Here is a 17,534-nt window from a genome sequence, read left to right on the forward strand (position 1 = left end):
CTTCTTAAGGCTTAACCACGATTTTGAGGAATTTTCCTGTACTTGCTTCTTCCAAAGCTTCAGGCAACTCTTCAAGGGAAACTACCTTGCTGATGAAACGCTTTCCATCAACTCTTCCCGAAGCCATCAAAGAAAGAGCCAGAGCGTTATGTAAAGGTGTAGAACCTGAGGTACCATGCACAAAAATCTCTCGGTAATGGATCAGGTTGGCATCCAGTTGCACCAGGCGGTCATCCCCGGGCAGTCCTCCAAAGAGATTGATTCTGGCCCGAGGTGCAGCATAAAGCAGTGCCTCTTCCTGAGCTTTCTTTGCAGGGGCAGCAATAATAATTACGGTGGGGCCTATGCCTTCTGTGATTTCCTGAAGCACCTTGCCAAGGTCTTCCTTCTGAGGATTCAGGTAATAATCAGCCCCAAAGTGGCGAGCAAGCTCCAGACGGTCTTCCTTAATTTCAGAAACGATAACCCGTGAAGCCCCCAAAGACCTGGCTAAAGCGATGTGCATACAGCCCACCGGACCGGCTCCCACAATCAGCACATAATCACCAACTCCTACCTGAGAAAGGAGCTGACCGTTCAAAGCGCAGGCCAGGGGTTCGGCAATGGCTGCCTCTTCAAAGCTCAGGTTGTCAGGAATCCGGTTCAAATTCCCACCCTCCACTACCCGGCGCGGGATAACCATATACTCTGCAAAACCTCCTGGATAGTGGTACCCCAGAGCTTTGAAATTCTGGCAAAGGTTGGTCTGCCCCCTGCGGCAGAAAAAACAAACTCCACAATGCACGATAGGAGCAACTGCCACTCGATCGCCTACCTGGTAACCAGTTACTCTACTTCCTTTATCAGCAACCACTCCTGCTATCTCATGGCCAATAATCTGGGGTGGATGCACGTTGTGGTGACCATGGTGGAAAATGCGCACATCGGTACCGCAAATGGCGCAGGCTTCGACCTTCAGGAGAATTTCATCATCTGCAAACCGAGGAATTGGTTGTTCCTCAATCCGCATATCTTTTATACCGTAAAAAACCGCTGCTTTCATTTTCTCCACTCCTTTTTGCGCACACATAATTTCTGGTATTCCTCGAGCACCCTGCGAGCAAAATCGCTTTCAGGGTCTAGTTCACAAACCTCCTTCAACACAGCTTTTACCCCCTTAGCTACGATAAGCTCCTGCAATTTCTGTGCTTCCTGGTCCTCAGGCCAGTCATAAAGCAACGCAGCGGCAAGACAAAGTGCCACAAAGTTGGGAAAAATCCCCTGGGACATACAAAGCATGGCAGCCCCCACTATCCTGTCCTGAGGCTTTAGCTTGCGCAGAGGGTCTCTGGCAACCCTCTGCACCGTATCCATCAAAAGCGGATTGGCAAAACGCTCTCTCAAGTCTTTAACCAGCTCTGTGTGCTCCTTAGGATCAAGATCTGGATATTTCTGGAGCAAGGCCTTGCTTACTTCCTGCCAGGCACCGTCCAGGATGCTTGCAATTTCTTCATCATTAATTGCTTCATGAATATAGCGATACCCTTTTAAATAACCCCAATAAGCTAAAACGGCGTGGCCCAGGTTATGAATAAACAATTTGCGGTCCATCTCTGCCACAAAATTTTTAACCGGAACCAATCCCACAATGCGAGGCATCTCACCTCTCACTGCCTTTGCATCATAGGGTAAACGGTAATAGTGCTCGGCAACCAGAAAAAGAGGGTCATCCACACCAAAGCGAGCATCCACAACAGGAACCATACGTGCTATAACCGTACCCACAAAACCAACTTTCTCGGCAACAAACTTCCTCTCTTCTTCGCCTTCCAGATGCTCCAGCACCAGATTTTGCAGCACTTGAGGTGCGTCTTTCAGGTTTTCACAGCAAAGAACGTTAATCGCTTCTCCGCTTTCTCGACATCGCTGGGCAAAGCCTGCAGCTAAAAAAGGCGCAATGGCAGGAAGATTGTGAGCCCCTACCGCAGTAGCAATAATTTTTGCCGCACTTATCGCCTGAGAAATTTTTTCTTTCTCAGAAGGCAAAAAAGCTCTGACTTTATCTATCTTCAAATCGACACTGCTTCCGTCTTTTTTTAGCAACCTGAGTGGATACCATCCCCGACTGTTCAATGCTCTGACCAGTTCCTCTCTTGCTTCCACAAACACCGTTTCCAGGCCTGATTCCCGGAAAAGGTGGGCCATAAAGCCCCGACCAATGTTGCCTGCCCCAAACTGTACGCCAATCAATTGACTTCCCCTCCTAAATAGGCACCGTTTGACCTGATAAACTCGGCAACCTCTTCAAAGCTACCCACACCTTCAGTAGCACCCATCATCTGAACACACATAGCCCCACAGGCATTGGCAAAGCGACCCACCTGATACCAGTCCCAGCCCCTGAGGTATCCAAAGATAAATCCTGCTGCAAAGGCATCACCAGCACCGGTGCCATCAACAGCTCTTACAGTAAAAGGTGGAACCAGCACCTTGTCTTGAGGGGTCATGATAAAACTCCCCTGAGGGCCCATTTTTATAGCCACCACTTGAATCCCAAACTTCAAGAAAAAAGCCCCAATGTCAGGAAGCTCTTCTTTCCCAGAGATTCTGGATGCTTCATCATAATTGGAAATCAGGATATCTAAATGGGGCACAACCGGCTCCAGAAGAGAGAACCAGGAACCGGTGTCATCCCAGGCGGTATCCAGCGAAGTTGTTTTTCCTAAAGCTTTTGCTCTTTTAAGAAGCAAAGCTGTTTCTTCGCCATCAAAACCGGGCATTAAAAAGCTCCCTGCAACATGCACCAATTGGGAAGCGGCAAGCATTTCGTCACTTATGTCCTGAGAACGCAGGGTTCGATTAGCTCCAGGATAATGCAAAAAAGTTCGCTCACCTGAGGAATCAAGCAACACCATGGTAGCCGAAGTGTTTGCCTGGTCAGTAAAAAGTATCCCAGAAGTATCCATACCCCTCCTGCGCAGAGAATTGATGATGAATTCCCCTAACCCATCCCGACCTACTTTACCTATAATCTGGACTTCCTCTCCCAGCTTATGAAGATCTACCCCTGTGTTATGGGCGCAACCTCCAACATGGAGAGACATTTCATCCACAAGCAGGAGCTTTCCTTTTTCAGGAAAATTTTCAATAGGTCTTCCAATCAAATCAGCAACCAGAATTCCCACACAGAGTACTCGAGCCACATCTATACCCCCTTTCAGGAAGCGTTCAAAATCTCCCAAGCAGTGCGCTCATCAGTAATCAATATTTTCACGAAACCCCCCCTTAAAGCCCCCAGAATGGCGGGCACTTTGTTCAGTCCTCCAGCTATCCCAATCACATTCTGCATGGAACGGAGGTCAGAAAGAGGCAAAGCTACAGTACGATCATGCAAGGGAGTGTCCAGAATTTGGCCATTCCGGTCGTAGAACTGACCCACGATATCGCCCACTGCACCTCGCTGACGCAGAAGCTCCAATTCCTGATACTCAATAAACCCGGTAAGGGCGTAAATAGAATGGCGGGCATCCACTGCCCCAATGCCTACTAAAGACCATTTCGCTTTTCGAGCAAGCTCCAGGGTTTTTTGGTTGATGCGCTCGTTGAGGTAAAAGTCCCGTATCTCCTTGTTTTCCACCACTGCCGGTGCATAGAGGTAATAGCATTCTCCATCAAAAATGGAAGCCAGACGTTCACCAATGGTGTAGGGATTGAGGGAAGCAGAAGCCGTAAGTCCACCTACCAGGGTGACAAACTTAAGGTTCTTCACTTTGGCATTTTTCACAGAAAGAGCAACCTGCTTTAAGGTTCTTCCCCAGGCAATGCCCACCAGGTCACCATCACGGAGCACCCGCTCCAAGTACCAAGCTCCCGCCTTACCCAGAACTTCAAAGACGTCATTTTGAGGAAGACAGGGAACCACCATTGCATCCTGCAAAGAGAAGCGCTTGCATATTTCCCTTTCCACACGCAAACAATTCCCAAAAGGAGATTCGATGGCAAAGCGCACAATGCCTATCTTCTGGGCTTTGTCGAGCAAGCGAGCAACCTTGGGCTGGGAAAGGCTTAGCTGTTGAGCAATCTCACGTTGAGTAAGGCCTTCCATATAATGCAACCAGGCCACTCGGGTAATCAATTCCACTTCTTCCAAAGAAAGCTCGCTGATTTTCATTGGAATGAATATTCAAAAAATGAATTTTAATTCAATTATACCACGTTAAGAGAATTCGTCCAGGTTCTCCTAATGACAAATTATTTATAGCCTGAATTAGTATTCCAATAACCCGAACTCAGGCAGAGGCAATTCGAACTCCCTCAAAAAGTAGCGTTGACTACCCAGGCAGTATAAAAAGTTGGGTCACGTTGATAACTTTCAGGTGAGCGAAGAAGTAGCACAGGTTAAAACCATCACTCTTTTGCTTCCCGCTTTCAAAAGAGTTCTCGCCAGGCTCTCCACCGTGGCTCCTGATGTAAACACATCATCGACAATCAAAATCTCCTTATCAACCAGGTCGTGGGGACGCACCACGCAAAAGGCGTTCTTGAGATTTTTCTCCCGCTCTTTGTGGGAAAGGCCAACCTGAGGCAGGGTAGATTTCACTCGCCGCACGCCAGAGAGAACTGGTAGGTTAAACCCCTCTGCCACGTAGCGAGCAAGCAACAGAGACTGATTAAAGCCTCGCTCTCGTAAACGGCTTCTGTGCAGTGGAACAGCCACGATTCCATCTACTTTCCGTAAAAAAGGGTTGCGCTCGAGATATTCCAGCATAAGGTTTCCCAGAAAAGGAAGCAGGGTGGTAATGCCTCGATACTTAAAAGCGTGAATGCACTCTTTGAGAGGAGTTTCGTATAGGGCCACCGAACGGGCGCAGGCAAAAGAAAAACTTTTATGGCGGCAGTACCGGCATATTCGACTCTGGGTGCTATCCAGGGGTCGCCCGCAAACACTGCATATGGAATCCCCAAGCAACTTAACTCTCTCTAAACAGGAATTACAGAGTGGGAATCCTCCTTCGGGAACATAATGCCCGCAGACCACGCAGTGCTGTGGAAACAGAAAATCGAGCAAACCTTCCCAAAGAGAGCTTTTTCGGTGTCTCCAGGTTACAAAATCAATGCGCTTTATGTTTGACTCCTCCAAAACGGTCAGTCACACTGAGTTCTCTGGCAAAAAGAACAGAAAAAAGTGCTTCGGGATTGGATTTTCTCCCGTTTTATTTCCCGACCACAAACAGGACAGTTGGCCTTCCCGTAAACCAGTAGAAACTCCTGAAATCCACCCTCTTCACCCTCACCATGGCTGAAATCCCGAATGGTGGTACCCTGAAGTGCTATAGCCTTTTTTAGAACCTCAAGGATGGTTACAAAAAGTCTTTCTTTTTGACTTGTAGAAAGCGTCGACACCGGAGTTCGAGGGTGAATCCCGGACCGAAAAAGAATCTCGTTCACATATATATTGCCCAGACCCGCCACATAATGCTGGTCCATAAGAAAACTTTTGACCTGAGTCTTCTTGCCTTCAAAGAGCTTCAAGAAGTTCTCCAGAGTAAATTCGGAAGAAAGAGGGTCTATACCTATCTTTTCCCAGAAAACTTTCTGTTCCTGAGAAGTCAAGTATTGCAGGCGACCAAATCTTCTGGTATCCAGGTAGAAAAGCCAGTTCCCGTGAAAGCAAAAAACAAACCTAAGATAGGGTGAGGTAATCTTTTGCTGAGAAAATACAAAGCGACCAGTCATTCCCAGGTGAGAAAGAATCCAGTTACCATCGTCAAGCTGAAAAAAGAGAAATTTTCCCTTGCGCAAAACATCCTGGATCACTTTCTTTTCAACTCTTTCCGAGGGTAAAACAAACTTAGGATCCAGGCTCTCAACACCCAGTATTTCCCTGCCTTTGACCCATTGCAAAAGCTCTCTGCGTACAACTTCAACCTCAGGAAGCTCAGGCATAGACAATCCCTTCAAAAAAGCAACACATCGCGCCACTTCTTTACCAGTGTGACAGTTCCCTTGCCAATTTTCTTCAAAAAACGGAAATCAAAAAGTCCTTCAAAGCTTGTCCAATCCTTGAAAAAAACCTTATAATATAGATGTCAATTTAATTTTTCAAGCTCCTGAGGAGGGGGCCTGGGGAGCTCGCTAAATTTTTCTCTTCACCTGGGGAGCTCCCCGGGTGAGTAAAACTCAAGGAAAAATAACACGAAACCTTCCAAAAATCAAGTACCCCTACCTCAAAAGAAAAAACCCCTTTTTCAGCTACTTCTGGAACTTTTTCAGAAAATCCGCAATAATATTCTTCGAGTATTGCTGTCTCTCTCTATTTGGCTATCTTAAAGAAGGGGGGTAAGGGTGAAACCACATGATCCAGACCATTGACCTCTGTAAAGAATATGACGGCTTCAAAGCGGTGGATAATCTTAACTTACAGGTAGAAAAAGGCGACATCTATGGTTTTTTAGGACCCAACGGAGCAGGTAAGACTACCACCATCATGATGCTTTTGGGCATTATTCCACCCACAAGCGGCAAAATTTACCTTCTTGGTGAAGAATTAAAAGAGGGCAACATCGATGTTAAAAGACGCATCGGCGTGGTTTCTGAAAACCAGTACTTTTACAAGGAAATGACTGCCCAGGAATACCTTGAGTTTTTTGCAGAGCTTTACGAAGTACCCAACGCCCAGAAAAGAATAGACACCCTCATGGAAGCGGTGGGATTGCAGGGTGACAAAAACAAAAAGCTGGGAGCGTATTCCAAAGGTATGCAGCAAAAGCTTGCCTTTGTCAGAGCCCTGCTCCACGATCCAGAACTTTTAATCCTTGATGAACCGGTAGCCAACCTGGACCCCACCAGTATCAAGCAAATTCGAGACCTTATTGAGGAAGAAAATCGGGCGGGAAGGACTGTTTTCATCTCTTCCCATCTTCTTTCTGAAGTGGAGAAGCTCTGCAAAAAGGTGGCTATCATCAACAAGGGGAAACTCCTTGCCGAAGACACCATGGACAATATAAAAAGAAAACTTTCTGACGCCATGCACCTTCAAGTAGAACTCGACAGGGAAGCTACCGAATTGCAACCAGTTCTTCAGTCTTTCCCTTGGGTACGCTCGGTATCCATAGAAAACAATCGCTTAGAAATTGCGCTTAGCACAGACCGCGATTACCGACTTGAGCTTTCCAAAACTATTTTTGAGAAAGGATTTTTCATCCTATCCATGACTCTTAAAGAAATGAGTCTCGAAGAAGCCTTCATCACCATAACTCAGCACAACATATCACTCCTTACCCGAGGGGAGGCACAGCAATGAAAGGGAAAAAAAGAAGACTTGTTCTTTTAGCCACCATTGGAGGCTTGGTCGCTGTCCTGCTGATTGCTTCCTACTTCTCGCTCCGAGTCAACTACGGCATACTGGAAGGTACAGTTATCGATGAGTACTCCAAAGATTACGTGCCCCGATTACGAATCACCATCGCCGGAAAAACCAATCTCATCTTCCGAGACACCTATTACAGCTTCACCAAACTTCCTCCCGGAAAACACGTGCTAAAAGCTGAATCACCGTACTACTTCCCCATTTCTCAGGAAGTAGTGATTAAGCGGGGTAAAAATCGGCTGGACCTGGTCATGAAGGGCAAAGAAATCCCCGACCTGGCTGGAATTATTTGTTTCTCAGACCCGGTGGAACGAGGTGTTCAAATTGAAGTGCGTTACAAAGATTCCAAGGGGATAGGCATATCCGAATTCCCTGGTATGCCCATAAATCTTGAGGTTAAGCTGTATGTGCGAGAAGGCGATGAAGATAACTACAGCCGGGGAAGACTTATTTACGAAGGCCCAGTTGAGCTTTTCTGGGATTCTAAAGCATATTTGGCTAAAAACAAAGGTATTATCCCCTGGGACAAACTATCCATCGACCCTGAAAAGGAAAAATACGGCATCATGGAGCTGGTTCTTCATACACCCCAGGGAGATTTTGAAGACGTCATCGAAGACGTGCAGCTCTTTAGGGAGGAGGAATAAATAATGTCTCGAAGGGGAAAAGTGGTAAGAGTCCTTTTCAAAAGAGACCTTTTGTATACTCTCTATAGCTTCGGCTACTATGCAATGCTCTTTGTCTCCTTCTTTGCTTCTTCGTTCATTCTCAAAAATTTCTTGACCAGCATCAACGAAGAAGACATACTGGTTTCTGCTTACCCTCTTAACTATCCTCTCTACATCACCATAATCATTATTTCTCTGTACCTGGTCATCGTATCGGCTATTTCCATTTCCAGAGAAAGAGAACAGGGAACACTTGAGGTGCTTTTTTACGGACCGGTTACTGCAGGAAGCTTTCTGGCCAGTAAATTTCTGAAAGACCTGTTCCTGGGAATCATTTCACTGGGTTTTACCGCCTGTTACTTCTATCTGGTCAGTGCTTTCACCAACCTGGGTTTTACCACAGGGCTCATTAAAGCCCTGATTATGGGCATATTTCTCATTGCCTGTGTAGTAAGTTTTGGCCTGTTTATCTCCTCCCTCACCGGCCGTATCAGAAGCTCGGTGCTGGCGCTGGTTGCCATTTTGGGAGCCTTTCTGGCCGTACAGCTTGCCTATAACACACTGCTTGGTTTTGAGAAAGAAGCACTCTCTGTCCCCATGCTTTACCTCCGACAAACACTGCACTTTGTCTTTAGAGCCATTAACTGGATATCGCCATTTGCTTTCTTGAGCCGGGGTTTGGATTCCATTGTTCTGGAAAGCACGGCTCTGTACCTTCAGAACATTATCTATTGTGTTATCTACTCCATAATTTTCCTGATACTCTCTATCTACTCCATGAAGAAAAGGGGGGTTAAAGCTTAATGAACTGGCAAAAACTGATCCCATTCGTTTTACTGCTGGCAATCGCCTTAGGAGGCAGCGCTTTTGCTCAGCCCCCGGCTTTCCGCGAGCAATTGGTTTACTCTCTTGCTTCTTTCAACGGTGCAACCTTTAGCAAAAGCTTTTGCCCCCAGAGTGAGGATACACTCTACTTCATTGCCAACCAGGAAAACGTCGTAAATCCTCGAAAAACCATTGTCTATTATTGGCCGATAACCCGCAGATACATGGCGGGCTTCAGTACCTTGAACGAAGATGTGCCGGGAAAAATAGAAATTCTGAAAGACGGCAAAGTCATCCAAACTTTGGAAAAGCGCAAGTACTCTTTCTACTATCCTGAAGGATACTGGTCCGAAAAAACGATTATTTGCCTCGACGACGAAGCGGACACCTACTACCAGAAATACAAGGATGCCGTAGAAGAATTCAATCAGAAGCTAAAAGAGTATTACCAGAAAATGACTGAATACCGCAAAAAGCTAAACGAATTTTTCGAAGAAGTGCGTCGCAGAAGAGAACAGGGCGAAACTGGGCCACTCGATATCCCCATTCCCAAAGAACCTCAACCTCCCGAATTTGTTAAGTTCTACGCCACAGAACCCCAAGAAGCTTTCATAATCAAGCTTCCTCCAGGCCATTACCAAATCCGCCTGGTGCTCGAAGATGGAACCATCTTTGAGGGCAGCGAAAAGAAAGTGGTAGTCTTTGAAAGCCGGCGTAAAGGAGGCATCGGTTACGAGATAATACCTGGTAATCGCTGGACCAAAGAGGAAAATTGTGATGATCCTTCCTGGATTATTCATGCGGTAGGGAAAAACAACCTCTACTTTAAGCCCTTTTACCAGGAAGAATACAACGAGCTTTATCACAACAAACTTCAGGACCCACAAAACATTGGTAGAATAGAACGCTTCAAGTGGGTCCACACCGAAGAAGTGAAAAACGCCTATCTTCTATTCGGAAAAGGGGAAGAAATTATACAAAAAGTGGAAAGGGCGCCTTACTTTGTAAAGCAGGTACCTGGACCCGAGCTCGGTTATGAAATACTCCCTTATGATGAAGAACTCAAAAAACAAGGTTACCAGCCCACCTTCGAAGGTTACAAAATATCGCTTTCGGAAAATTTAGCCAAAACCGACTACACGATTCAAATGGTTGATGCCGAAAAAGGAGAACCACTACCCAAAAGCGAAAGAACCATTCGCATGCTTAAAAAAGAAAATCACGTATACCTTTATCCCATCGCTGTTTTCCCTCTGGTGATTGGTGCAGTGGTTACCCTCTCCAGGCTTCGAAGGGTGGAACGCTAACCATTCAGGGGGTGGCTTTCCGCCACCCCTTACTTGATGAAGTGTGCAGCAACCTCAAACCAACAGAAAAGTTTTAGCGCTCATAAATCAGTCCCCGGTATCTTTTTAGAACATCCTCCCGCCATTCAAGAAATTCAGACCTTATCTCCTGCCACAGGGCAATACCACCACTTCCTGAAAGGAAACGGAGTAGCTTCTCTTGCAAAGAGCGAGCCCTCCCATCCGGAGCAACCAGACGGGAAACTTCCTCTGGTCTGACTTGCTGACCGTTTTCGATTCTCAAAAGAAAACCCTGAAAAGCATTGTGAAAAACTACCACATCGTCAAGAGAAGCAGTAGTCCGCCAACCAAAAAAGGGTGTAAAAAAGGAAAGAAAGCTGAAGCCCACAAAAAGGATAGTCAACCAGTATGCAATCTCTTCTACAGTTTTCTGCCACCTTCGCCAGGAAACACCTACTGGAAGCAGCCAGCCAAGCAACATGCCACACAGAAGGCCACCTATGTGTGCAGCATTGTCTATGGTGGGCACCGCCAAACCAATCACCAGGTTAATAATTATGAACGGCAAGATGTTCAGGGCCAGGCGGTTTAAAGGAGTGTTGCGGTGTTTCATCCCCCCTGCAAAAAGAGCACCTGCCAGACCAAATATCGCTCCACTTGCACCAACACCCACTTGCTGATAATTCAGAAAATAAGAAAAAACACTTCCACTCAAGCCACAGAGAAAATAAATCCCCAAAAATTTCCTTTGCCCAAAAATTCCCTCCACCAGGTGTCCCAATTGATAAAGGGCATAAGAATTGAAAAGCAAATGCCACAAATTCCCATGCAAAAATATGCAAATAACCAGCCGCTGCCATTCTCCATAAGCGATAAGGGGGCCGTATTTGGCCCCCAATCGCAAAAGATTGGAAACTGTAAAACCACCACTTAAAATCGTGGCCAGAAAAAAGATAAAATTAAAGAGAATCAGGTAATTAACCATTGCTTCCCGAAGCCGCTAAAACCTCCTCCAGTTGTTTCCTGGCCTGGGCATCGCTATCAAGATAATGGTTGATTTCAAAGCTCAGCTTGACCAGAAGGTAGAGCCAGTAGACAGCGAAAGTGATAACACTAAGCACGATGAACAAAACAATGTTGCGTCGAGGAATACGGTAAATCTCTATCTGAGCAGTAATTTTTCCCCTACCACGGAGGTAGTTGTAGAATTTATCCTTGATGTCGGAAAGGCGATTGGTGGTTTTGAAAATATGAGAAAGATATACAGCCAGAAAAATGAACCCGATTAAATTCAAAAGGAACGCAAACCATCCTACAAACAGAGCCACCAGATACAAAACGATATATACCCAGAAAGGCCAAACAGGCACCATGAGCTCTTCCAGCCTGCCCAGAATGAAACCAACCTCTCCCCGCAGCGGGTCTTCAGCATGTTCTTTGATGTTGGAGAGAAACTGCTGAGAATTCTTGACGTTGGTGTTGATGGCTTTTGACCATTGGTAGAGAACTATTAACTGGAATATTGCCCCCAGAATACCGAATAACGCCACCATGCCCATTGACGCGAAAGCCCCACCTATTCCCCCAGAAACCGCATAAGCTGCAGCACTCAAAGCAAAAATCACCGCAAGGATAACAAACAAAACAGCAAGAATCGCCATGGCAGTACTTACCCGATCTTCCTCCATAAACTGAGAAAGAGCCATCCTTCTTCCCTCCTTATTAAAGGCTTACAGAATATACACCATTATAGAGTATTTTGGACTAATCTTCATCCAGCCAGCAAATCACCCGATTGCGACCCGCTTCTTTAGCCCGGTAAAGAGCCATGTCTGCCTTACGCAAAGCATCAAAACGGTTTTTGGCTCGTTCCCTACCACACACCCCACAGGAAACTGTAACCACCCCATAAGGGGAATTACCGGGATGCTCGATTTGTAGCTCTTCCACTGCTTGACGCAATCTTTCGGCTACCAGCACTACTTCCTCATGTTGGGTAAAAGCACACAAAGCTACAAATTCCTCTCCGCCAAACCGAGCCACAAAATCCCCCTTGCGCACTTTCTCACTTAATACCTGCCCCAACCGATGCAGCAAGCGGTCTCCTTCTGGATGCCCAAAAGAATCATTATATTGCTTGAAGCGGTCAAGATCTGCCATTAAAATCGCATAATAGACACCGTAGCGAAGGTAGTTGTTCTCCCACTTTTCCAGTTCTTGATCAAAAAAACGACGATTGGGAAGGCCAGTCAAGGTATCAAACAGGGCAATTCTCTGTAACCTCTGGTTGAGCTCCTCAAGCGCCTTGTTTTTCTCTTCCAGCTCCCTGGTATAAAGCGCTACTTTAGCATGAACCTCAACTCGGGCAAGTAATTCTCTCATATCAAGTGGCTTGAGCAAGTAATCATTGCCCCCAACCTCGAAAAATCTGATGCGCTCTTCTTTGTTATCCAGCGAGGTAATGAACAGTATAGGAAGATTGGCAAACTCTTTTTTTTCTCGCAACTTCCGACACACCGTTAACCCGTCGATGCCGGGAAGAACGATATCCAGGATTAAGACGTGATACGAAGCAAGATCCTCAACGTTGAATACATCCTCCCCCTGCTCCAGGGTATGCACTTCAAAGCCCCGCTCTTCCAGAAAGTCCTTAATCATCCAGCGAATGGATTGCGAATCGTCAACGACCAGAACTTTGGGTCTCATCTGAGAAGGCAACTTCTCGCTCCAGGACAAAAGAAAGGTCTTCTTTAAATTTTTGAGTCACCGACCGAGGTGTCCATTTACCACACCGTGAACCCCAAAGGGCTTTAACTTCACCCTCTTCTTCCAGCACCACAACTTCGCAGGAATTAGGACAATCCAGACAGTTAAAGCTGAAGTTCTTAAAGCTTTTTTCGATAACCTCAAACCCCTGAAAGGCAGTCCGCGCTGGAGCATATTCCATAGCCAATATTGCCGCGCCCCAAGCCCCCATTACTCCGTGTTCAGGAGGAACGATGATTTTTTTCTTTCCTCCAAAGAAATCTCGAAATGCCTGCACAATGCCCTGGTTTGCAGCCACACCACCCTGAAAGACAATGGGGTCTTCAATTCGTTTACCGGTAGCTAAGTTGTTCATAAAGTTGCGCACCAGAGCCTCACACAAACCTTTGATAATCTCTGCCTTTCCAAATCCTAACTGCTGCTTATGAATCATGTCCGATTCAGCAAACACTGTACACCTTCCCGCAATTCTTACCGCCTGCTTGGCCTGTAAGGCAAGCTTCCCAAACTCTTCAATTGGTATATTCAGACGTACTGCCTGGTGCTCCAGGAAAGACCCAGTGCCCGCTGCACATATGGTGTTCATTGCAAAGTCTTCCACCACGCCATCTCTGATAATGATCAGCTTGGAATCCTGACCCCCAATTTCAAAAACAGTTCTAACTTCAGGAACCCTGGTCAAAGCGGCAACTGCATGAGCCGTTATTTCATTTTTGATGATATCCGCTCCCACCACCACACCAGCCAGGTGACGAGCACTGCCCGTCGTACCTACCGCTTTTATCTCTCCCTGAGGAGGAAAATGCGCTTTAATGTACTTCAAACCCTCTTTAAGCGCCGCAATGGGGTCACCACTGGTCTTCAAATAACAGCTGGCTACAATATTTTTTCTGGCATCCATAAGTACAAACTTAGTGGTTACCGAACCAACATCCACACCCAGATAAAGTTCCACTTTCACCAGACCTCCACTTTTTCCTTGCTATTCATTTTCCTTCGTTCCAGAACATCTACAAAGGCTTCTACACGGGTAATCAAACCTGCTTCTCCAGAATGCTCATCTATAGCCAGGTGCAGAATAGGGAGATTAAAATCTTCTTTCACTCTGGTAAGAACGCTTTTGGCAACAATCTCTGGCATGCAGGTAAAAGGGTAGAGATGCACCACTCCGTCAAAACCCTGTTTTGCATATCGAATGGTACTTCCCACACTATCTATGCCCTCTCCTCCCACAAATCGTCGCAGATAAGGTTTGGCCATCTGCCAGGCTTCAAGCTTCTCTTTAGATTTGGTAAAGGGCAACGTATGCAGAACGTATTCCACCGTGGAAACCGAATTGTGAACATAAACGCCCAGATCTCCCAGCAACTTTTCAACGTTGAAATTAATTCTTTTTTCCTGAGCTACATACACTTCCCCTACAATGCCTACTCGGAGAAGTTTTTGTGCTTCATGTAATTCCAGGGCATTGATTGCCTCCTCAGCTTCCCTTTTGATGCGTTCAAATTCAGCTTCGCTGCTCACAGAACGCAGGCGGTCAATGGCGCCATCAATAACATTATCCAGAAGGTCTTTATCGACCACCCGGCAACGGAGAGCCCTACGCTGAGCTTCAAGATCTTCTGTGAAACGGAGTATCTTCCAGGCCAGCGACACAGTTCGTTTAAGCCTCAGGGGCGAGAGTACTCTGCCACTCATCGCTCTCAGAGCTTGCAGAAAGGGTATCCAGCCATAACGAGGGTGGTCCAGAAGCACAAAGCGCACTTGATAACCCAGGTCTTCAAGGATTATTCTTTGAATCTGGGCATAGTAGCCGAAACGGCAAGGACCTACCCCCCCTGCCATAAAAAGGGTATCTGCTCCCTTTTCAATGCTTTCTATAAAATTACCCAGAGTGACTTTCAGAGGAAAACAGGCATTTTGCGGAGCCAGCTTAACACCGATATCAATCGTCTTTTTTGTGATGGGTGGTGGATACACTACATCGATACCCAGCGAAGAATACAGAAAACCCAGCGCCACATCAAGATGCAAAAGGTGAGGAAAAGTTGCTTTCAACCTCTCTTCGCCTCCATCGAATCATGTCTACAAAAGCTTCCAAACGAGTTACCACGCCTGCTTCTCCAGTATGTTCGTCAATTTCCAGGCGCAAATAGGGCAACTCTTCTCTTTCTCTTTTCAGGACACGTTCAATTACCTCCCCAACCAGCGAATCCGGACCACACTCGAAAGAAACAAGATGTATCAAACCCTGAACTCCTTCCCCACGATTGCGGATAAAGTGCAAAGCTGTGCCCAGGATTTCATTGGAAATAGTCCAGAAACTGATTTTGGGCACCAGCTTGAGTGCTTTGCGAATATCTTTTTCAGGAAGCATTTCCGAAGTAAACACCGAGAAACCCAGGTCAGCCAGCTTTTGCACAAGGTTCATATTGATGTAGCTATCACTAACCAGATAGGGATGACCGAGGAGAAGAACCTTTTCTGGAAAAGAGGGAAAAGGTTTTTTGCCGTCGATGAGAACTTCAGGAAGTAAACCAGAACGAACCTGTTCCCTGAAAGAACGGTGCTTCTCTTCAGCCAGGGAAAGAGCACGCATCGTTTCTCGTTCACTCTTTCCCAGTTTGCGCCCAATTTCCAGATACCCTTGCAGCCAGCCTCGCACTCCGCGATCCCGCATGTTTACTTCGCTATCCAGCAGATTTTCATCAGGATACCGAAACAGGTTGCGAACAATATCTGGGAGTCCCAGAATTTTGGGGCAATTATACTCGTTTTTATGGAAGCTCACCATTCTGGGTAAAAACAAAAAATCCACCCGGTCAATCAAAGAAAAAACATGACCCAGAAAAACTTTAACTGGAAAACAAATCTCATCAACGCTGTTGGTAAGTCCCCAATGCACAACTTCCTTGTTAGTAGGTGGCGAAACCACCACTTCGAAGCCCAGCTCTTCCAGAAAAGTCTTCCACAAAAAGTAAAATCGATAAAACAACAATCCTCTGGGAAGGCCTACTTTCTTCATTGCGCACGCTCCATCTTGTCGCCATTTAATCTTATTAACATCGTTATATTATATGTATTCCCGTGCAAATTGACAAAGCACTTCCACCAAACTCGAAAGGTCCTCGATACTGAGCGTCTCGTGCGGAGAATGAGCCAGGGCCAGGTCTCCAGCACCGAAAACCACAGCTGGAATTCCTTTAAGGTTCAGGTACGTGGCATCCGTCCATGAAGGCATACCTGAAAAAACTGGCTCTTTATCAAATGCTTTACAAAAAGCCTTCTTGAGAAGAGAAACCACTGGCTCTTTCTCAGAAATGGCAAAAGCCGGGTTTTCATCAAGAATTTCGAAATGTACCTCATTACTCTCCAGCAACAAAACAATCTCCTGCTTAACATCCTGCAGTGTTTGTGGTGGTGCGAAAGGAAAAGAACATTCTATAACGCAGTTTCCAGGAACAACATAACTGGTTTCTCCACCTTCGATTTTGCCAACCATGAGAGAAAGAGGAGGACAAAATCGAGAATCGCTTCCCCAGCTTGTAACCAGTTCCTCACACTTTGCAAGTAGCTTGCAAGAAAAGCTAATCGGATTCACTGCGCTCTTTTGAAAGGCACCATGGCGAATCAGTCCTTCAAGAGTGAGACGCACTTCAACATCTCCAGCCAAAAGATTGGCTATGGAGAGCTGGGTAGGTTCAAGCACCACCGCACCTCGAAACTCACGATGGGCTTCAAAATGCCAGGAACCAGCTCCGCTGGTTTCTTCTTCGGAAAAAAAAGCCAACGCAAAAGGCGCATCCACCCTGGAAACGACATCAAGCAATGCCGCAATCTGTCCCCTTACGTCCACCACTCCCGGACCATAGAAAAACCCGTTTTTCAAAAGCAACCGATTAGGGCGACCACCGTAATACACATCAACATGAGTGGCTAAGAGAAAGGGTGTATCACCCCGGAAAGCATAAAGGTTGAAACGCCCCGGGTCATACTCCTGCCAAAAAACATCAAAACCCCTTTCTTTAAGAAAAGCGGCTATCCAGGAAAGGAGGTCCCGTTCCTGAGCACTTGGTGAATAAAACTGATATAGCTTCTCAAGGATTTCTATTGCCTGCATCTTCAAACACCCTCTCCATACGCACCCACTTTCCCCACTGCCCTTTCTTTCGGAAACCATTGCGCAGATAAAAGTCAATAGCTCGCTGGTTCCTTTCACCCACCCAGAGACCAACCTTCTTTCGGCCTTTCTGCAAGAGATAGCGAAGAGCTTCTTCAAAAAGTATCTTTCCTATCCCTTTTCCTTGAGCAGAGCCTTCCACTACAAACTCGTGAATCTCGCCAATGACTTCCTCGTCCTCTACCCATTCGCTATGTACACCAATGAAACCCACCGGTTTCTCACCTTCAAAAGCTACCAAGAAACCTTCGGGGTCACCCTGGTAGAGCCACTGCAAATAATGCCTGATGCGAGAGGGGCGGTCATAGCGATACTCAGAAAGGTCAGAATAAGCATCCCGATAAATAGCCTCAAACTCAGGCAACCGCTCTTTAAATTCCAGCGGAGAAAGCCTTCTTATTTCTACATCCAACGCCTTAGCCACCGAACACTCACCAGCA

At 46.3% G+C, this 17,534-nt stretch carries 18 protein-coding genes; 4 read left to right on the forward strand and 14 right to left on the reverse strand.

The window, feature by feature from the left end:
- Positions 1-4: 4 nt before the first annotated feature.
- The 6 genes from QBE54_RS09035 to mutM all read right to left on the reverse strand — a co-directional run bounded on the left by QBE54_RS09035 (position 5) and on the right by mutM (position 5,925).
- Entirely contained in the window at positions 5-1,042 is a 1,038-nt protein-coding gene (locus tag QBE54_RS09035; RefSeq protein ID WP_369017863.1) for a zinc-dependent dehydrogenase, read from the reverse strand.
- Positions 1,039-2,229 (reverse strand): hypothetical protein, encoded by a 1,191-nt coding sequence (locus tag QBE54_RS09040; RefSeq protein ID WP_369017864.1) that lies wholly within the window; start codon positions 2,227-2,229, stop codon positions 1,039-1,041. The genes QBE54_RS09035 and QBE54_RS09040 overlap by 4 nt, the downstream gene beginning before the upstream one ends.
- On the reverse strand, positions 2,226-3,182 hold the full coding sequence (locus QBE54_RS09045; protein ID WP_369017865.1) for a carbohydrate kinase family protein: 957 nt from the start codon (positions 3,180-3,182) through the stop codon (positions 2,226-2,228). The genes QBE54_RS09040 and QBE54_RS09045 overlap by 4 nt, the downstream gene beginning before the upstream one ends.
- 14 nt (positions 3,183-3,196) lie before the next feature.
- Complete coding sequence (locus tag QBE54_RS09050; protein ID WP_369017866.1) at positions 3,197-4,150, reverse strand: sugar-binding transcriptional regulator; 954 nt, start codon at positions 4,148-4,150, stop codon at positions 3,197-3,199.
- A gap of 201 nt (positions 4,151-4,351) precedes the next feature.
- Positions 4,352-5,119 (reverse strand): ComF family protein, encoded by a 768-nt coding sequence (locus QBE54_RS09055; RefSeq protein WP_369017867.1) that lies wholly within the window; start codon positions 5,117-5,119, stop codon positions 4,352-4,354.
- Positions 5,120-5,124: 5 nt separating this feature from the next.
- On the reverse strand, positions 5,125-5,925 hold the full coding sequence (mutM, locus tag QBE54_RS09060) for a bifunctional DNA-formamidopyrimidine glycosylase/DNA-(apurinic or apyrimidinic site) lyase (protein WP_369017868.1): 801 nt from the start codon (positions 5,923-5,925) through the stop codon (positions 5,125-5,127).
- A 409-nt stretch (positions 5,926-6,334) separates the two neighbouring features.
- On the opposite strand from mutM, the gene QBE54_RS09065 reads away from it, so the two are divergent.
- Genes QBE54_RS09065 through QBE54_RS09080 form a run of 4 tightly spaced genes read left to right on the forward strand, consistent with a single transcriptional unit; the run spans position 6,335 to position 10,148 of the window.
- Positions 6,335-7,282 (forward strand): ABC transporter ATP-binding protein, encoded by a 948-nt coding sequence (locus QBE54_RS09065; protein WP_369017869.1) that lies wholly within the window; start codon positions 6,335-6,337, stop codon positions 7,280-7,282.
- The gene (locus tag QBE54_RS09070; protein ID WP_369017870.1) at positions 7,279-7,995 is read left to right on the forward strand and encodes a carboxypeptidase-like regulatory domain-containing protein; all 717 of its coding nucleotides are present in this window, start codon (positions 7,279-7,281) and stop codon (positions 7,993-7,995) included. Before QBE54_RS09065 ends, QBE54_RS09070 begins: the two co-directional genes overlap by 4 nt.
- 3 nt (positions 7,996-7,998) lie before the next feature.
- Positions 7,999-8,820, forward strand: a complete 822-nt coding sequence (locus QBE54_RS09075) for an ABC transporter permease subunit (RefSeq protein ID WP_369017871.1) — start codon at positions 7,999-8,001, stop codon at positions 8,818-8,820.
- Complete coding sequence (locus QBE54_RS09080; RefSeq protein WP_369017872.1) at positions 8,820-10,148, forward strand: hypothetical protein; 1,329 nt, start codon at positions 8,820-8,822, stop codon at positions 10,146-10,148. Before QBE54_RS09075 ends, QBE54_RS09080 begins: the two co-directional genes overlap by 1 nt.
- Positions 10,149-10,221: 73 nt before the next feature.
- Here the strand turns inward: QBE54_RS09080 and QBE54_RS09085 are convergent, their stop codons facing one another.
- Genes QBE54_RS09085 through QBE54_RS09120 form a run of 8 tightly spaced genes read right to left on the reverse strand, consistent with a single transcriptional unit; the run spans position 10,222 to position 17,518 of the window.
- Complete coding sequence (locus QBE54_RS09085) at positions 10,222-11,133, reverse strand: rhomboid family intramembrane serine protease (RefSeq protein WP_369017873.1); 912 nt, start codon at positions 11,131-11,133, stop codon at positions 10,222-10,224.
- A complete protein-coding gene (locus QBE54_RS09090) occupies positions 11,126-11,854 on the reverse strand; it encodes a hypothetical protein (protein ID WP_369017874.1) in 729 nt (242 codons plus the stop codon). Before QBE54_RS09090 ends, QBE54_RS09085 begins: the two co-directional genes overlap by 8 nt.
- Before the next feature lie 58 nt (positions 11,855-11,912).
- Positions 11,913-12,854, reverse strand: coding sequence for a diguanylate cyclase (locus tag QBE54_RS09095; RefSeq protein WP_369017875.1), 942 nt, complete (start codon positions 12,852-12,854; stop codon positions 11,913-11,915).
- Positions 12,829-13,869, reverse strand: coding sequence for an acyl-CoA dehydratase activase (locus tag QBE54_RS09100; RefSeq protein ID WP_369019429.1), 1,041 nt, complete (start codon positions 13,867-13,869; stop codon positions 12,829-12,831). Before QBE54_RS09100 ends, QBE54_RS09095 begins: the two co-directional genes overlap by 26 nt.
- Before the next feature lie 2 nt (positions 13,870-13,871).
- The gene (locus QBE54_RS09105; RefSeq protein ID WP_369017876.1) at positions 13,872-14,972 is read right to left on the reverse strand and encodes an acyl-CoA dehydratase activase-related protein; all 1,101 of its coding nucleotides are present in this window, start codon (positions 14,970-14,972) and stop codon (positions 13,872-13,874) included.
- Positions 14,938-15,939, reverse strand: a complete 1,002-nt coding sequence (locus QBE54_RS09110; RefSeq protein WP_369017877.1) for an acyl-CoA dehydratase activase-related protein — start codon at positions 15,937-15,939, stop codon at positions 14,938-14,940. Before QBE54_RS09110 ends, QBE54_RS09105 begins: the two co-directional genes overlap by 35 nt.
- 48 nt (positions 15,940-15,987) lie before the next feature.
- Positions 15,988-17,034, reverse strand: coding sequence for a M20 family metallopeptidase (locus tag QBE54_RS09115; protein WP_369017878.1), 1,047 nt, complete (start codon positions 17,032-17,034; stop codon positions 15,988-15,990).
- Positions 17,012-17,518, reverse strand: a complete 507-nt coding sequence (locus QBE54_RS09120; protein WP_369017879.1) for a GNAT family N-acetyltransferase — start codon at positions 17,516-17,518, stop codon at positions 17,012-17,014. Before QBE54_RS09120 ends, QBE54_RS09115 begins: the two co-directional genes overlap by 23 nt.
- Positions 17,519-17,534 lie beyond the last annotated feature (16 nt).

Source organism: Thermatribacter velox (assembly GCF_038396615.1).
In the GTDB taxonomy this organism is placed as follows: domain Bacteria; phylum Atribacterota; class Atribacteria; order Atribacterales; family Thermatribacteraceae; genus Thermatribacter; species Thermatribacter velox.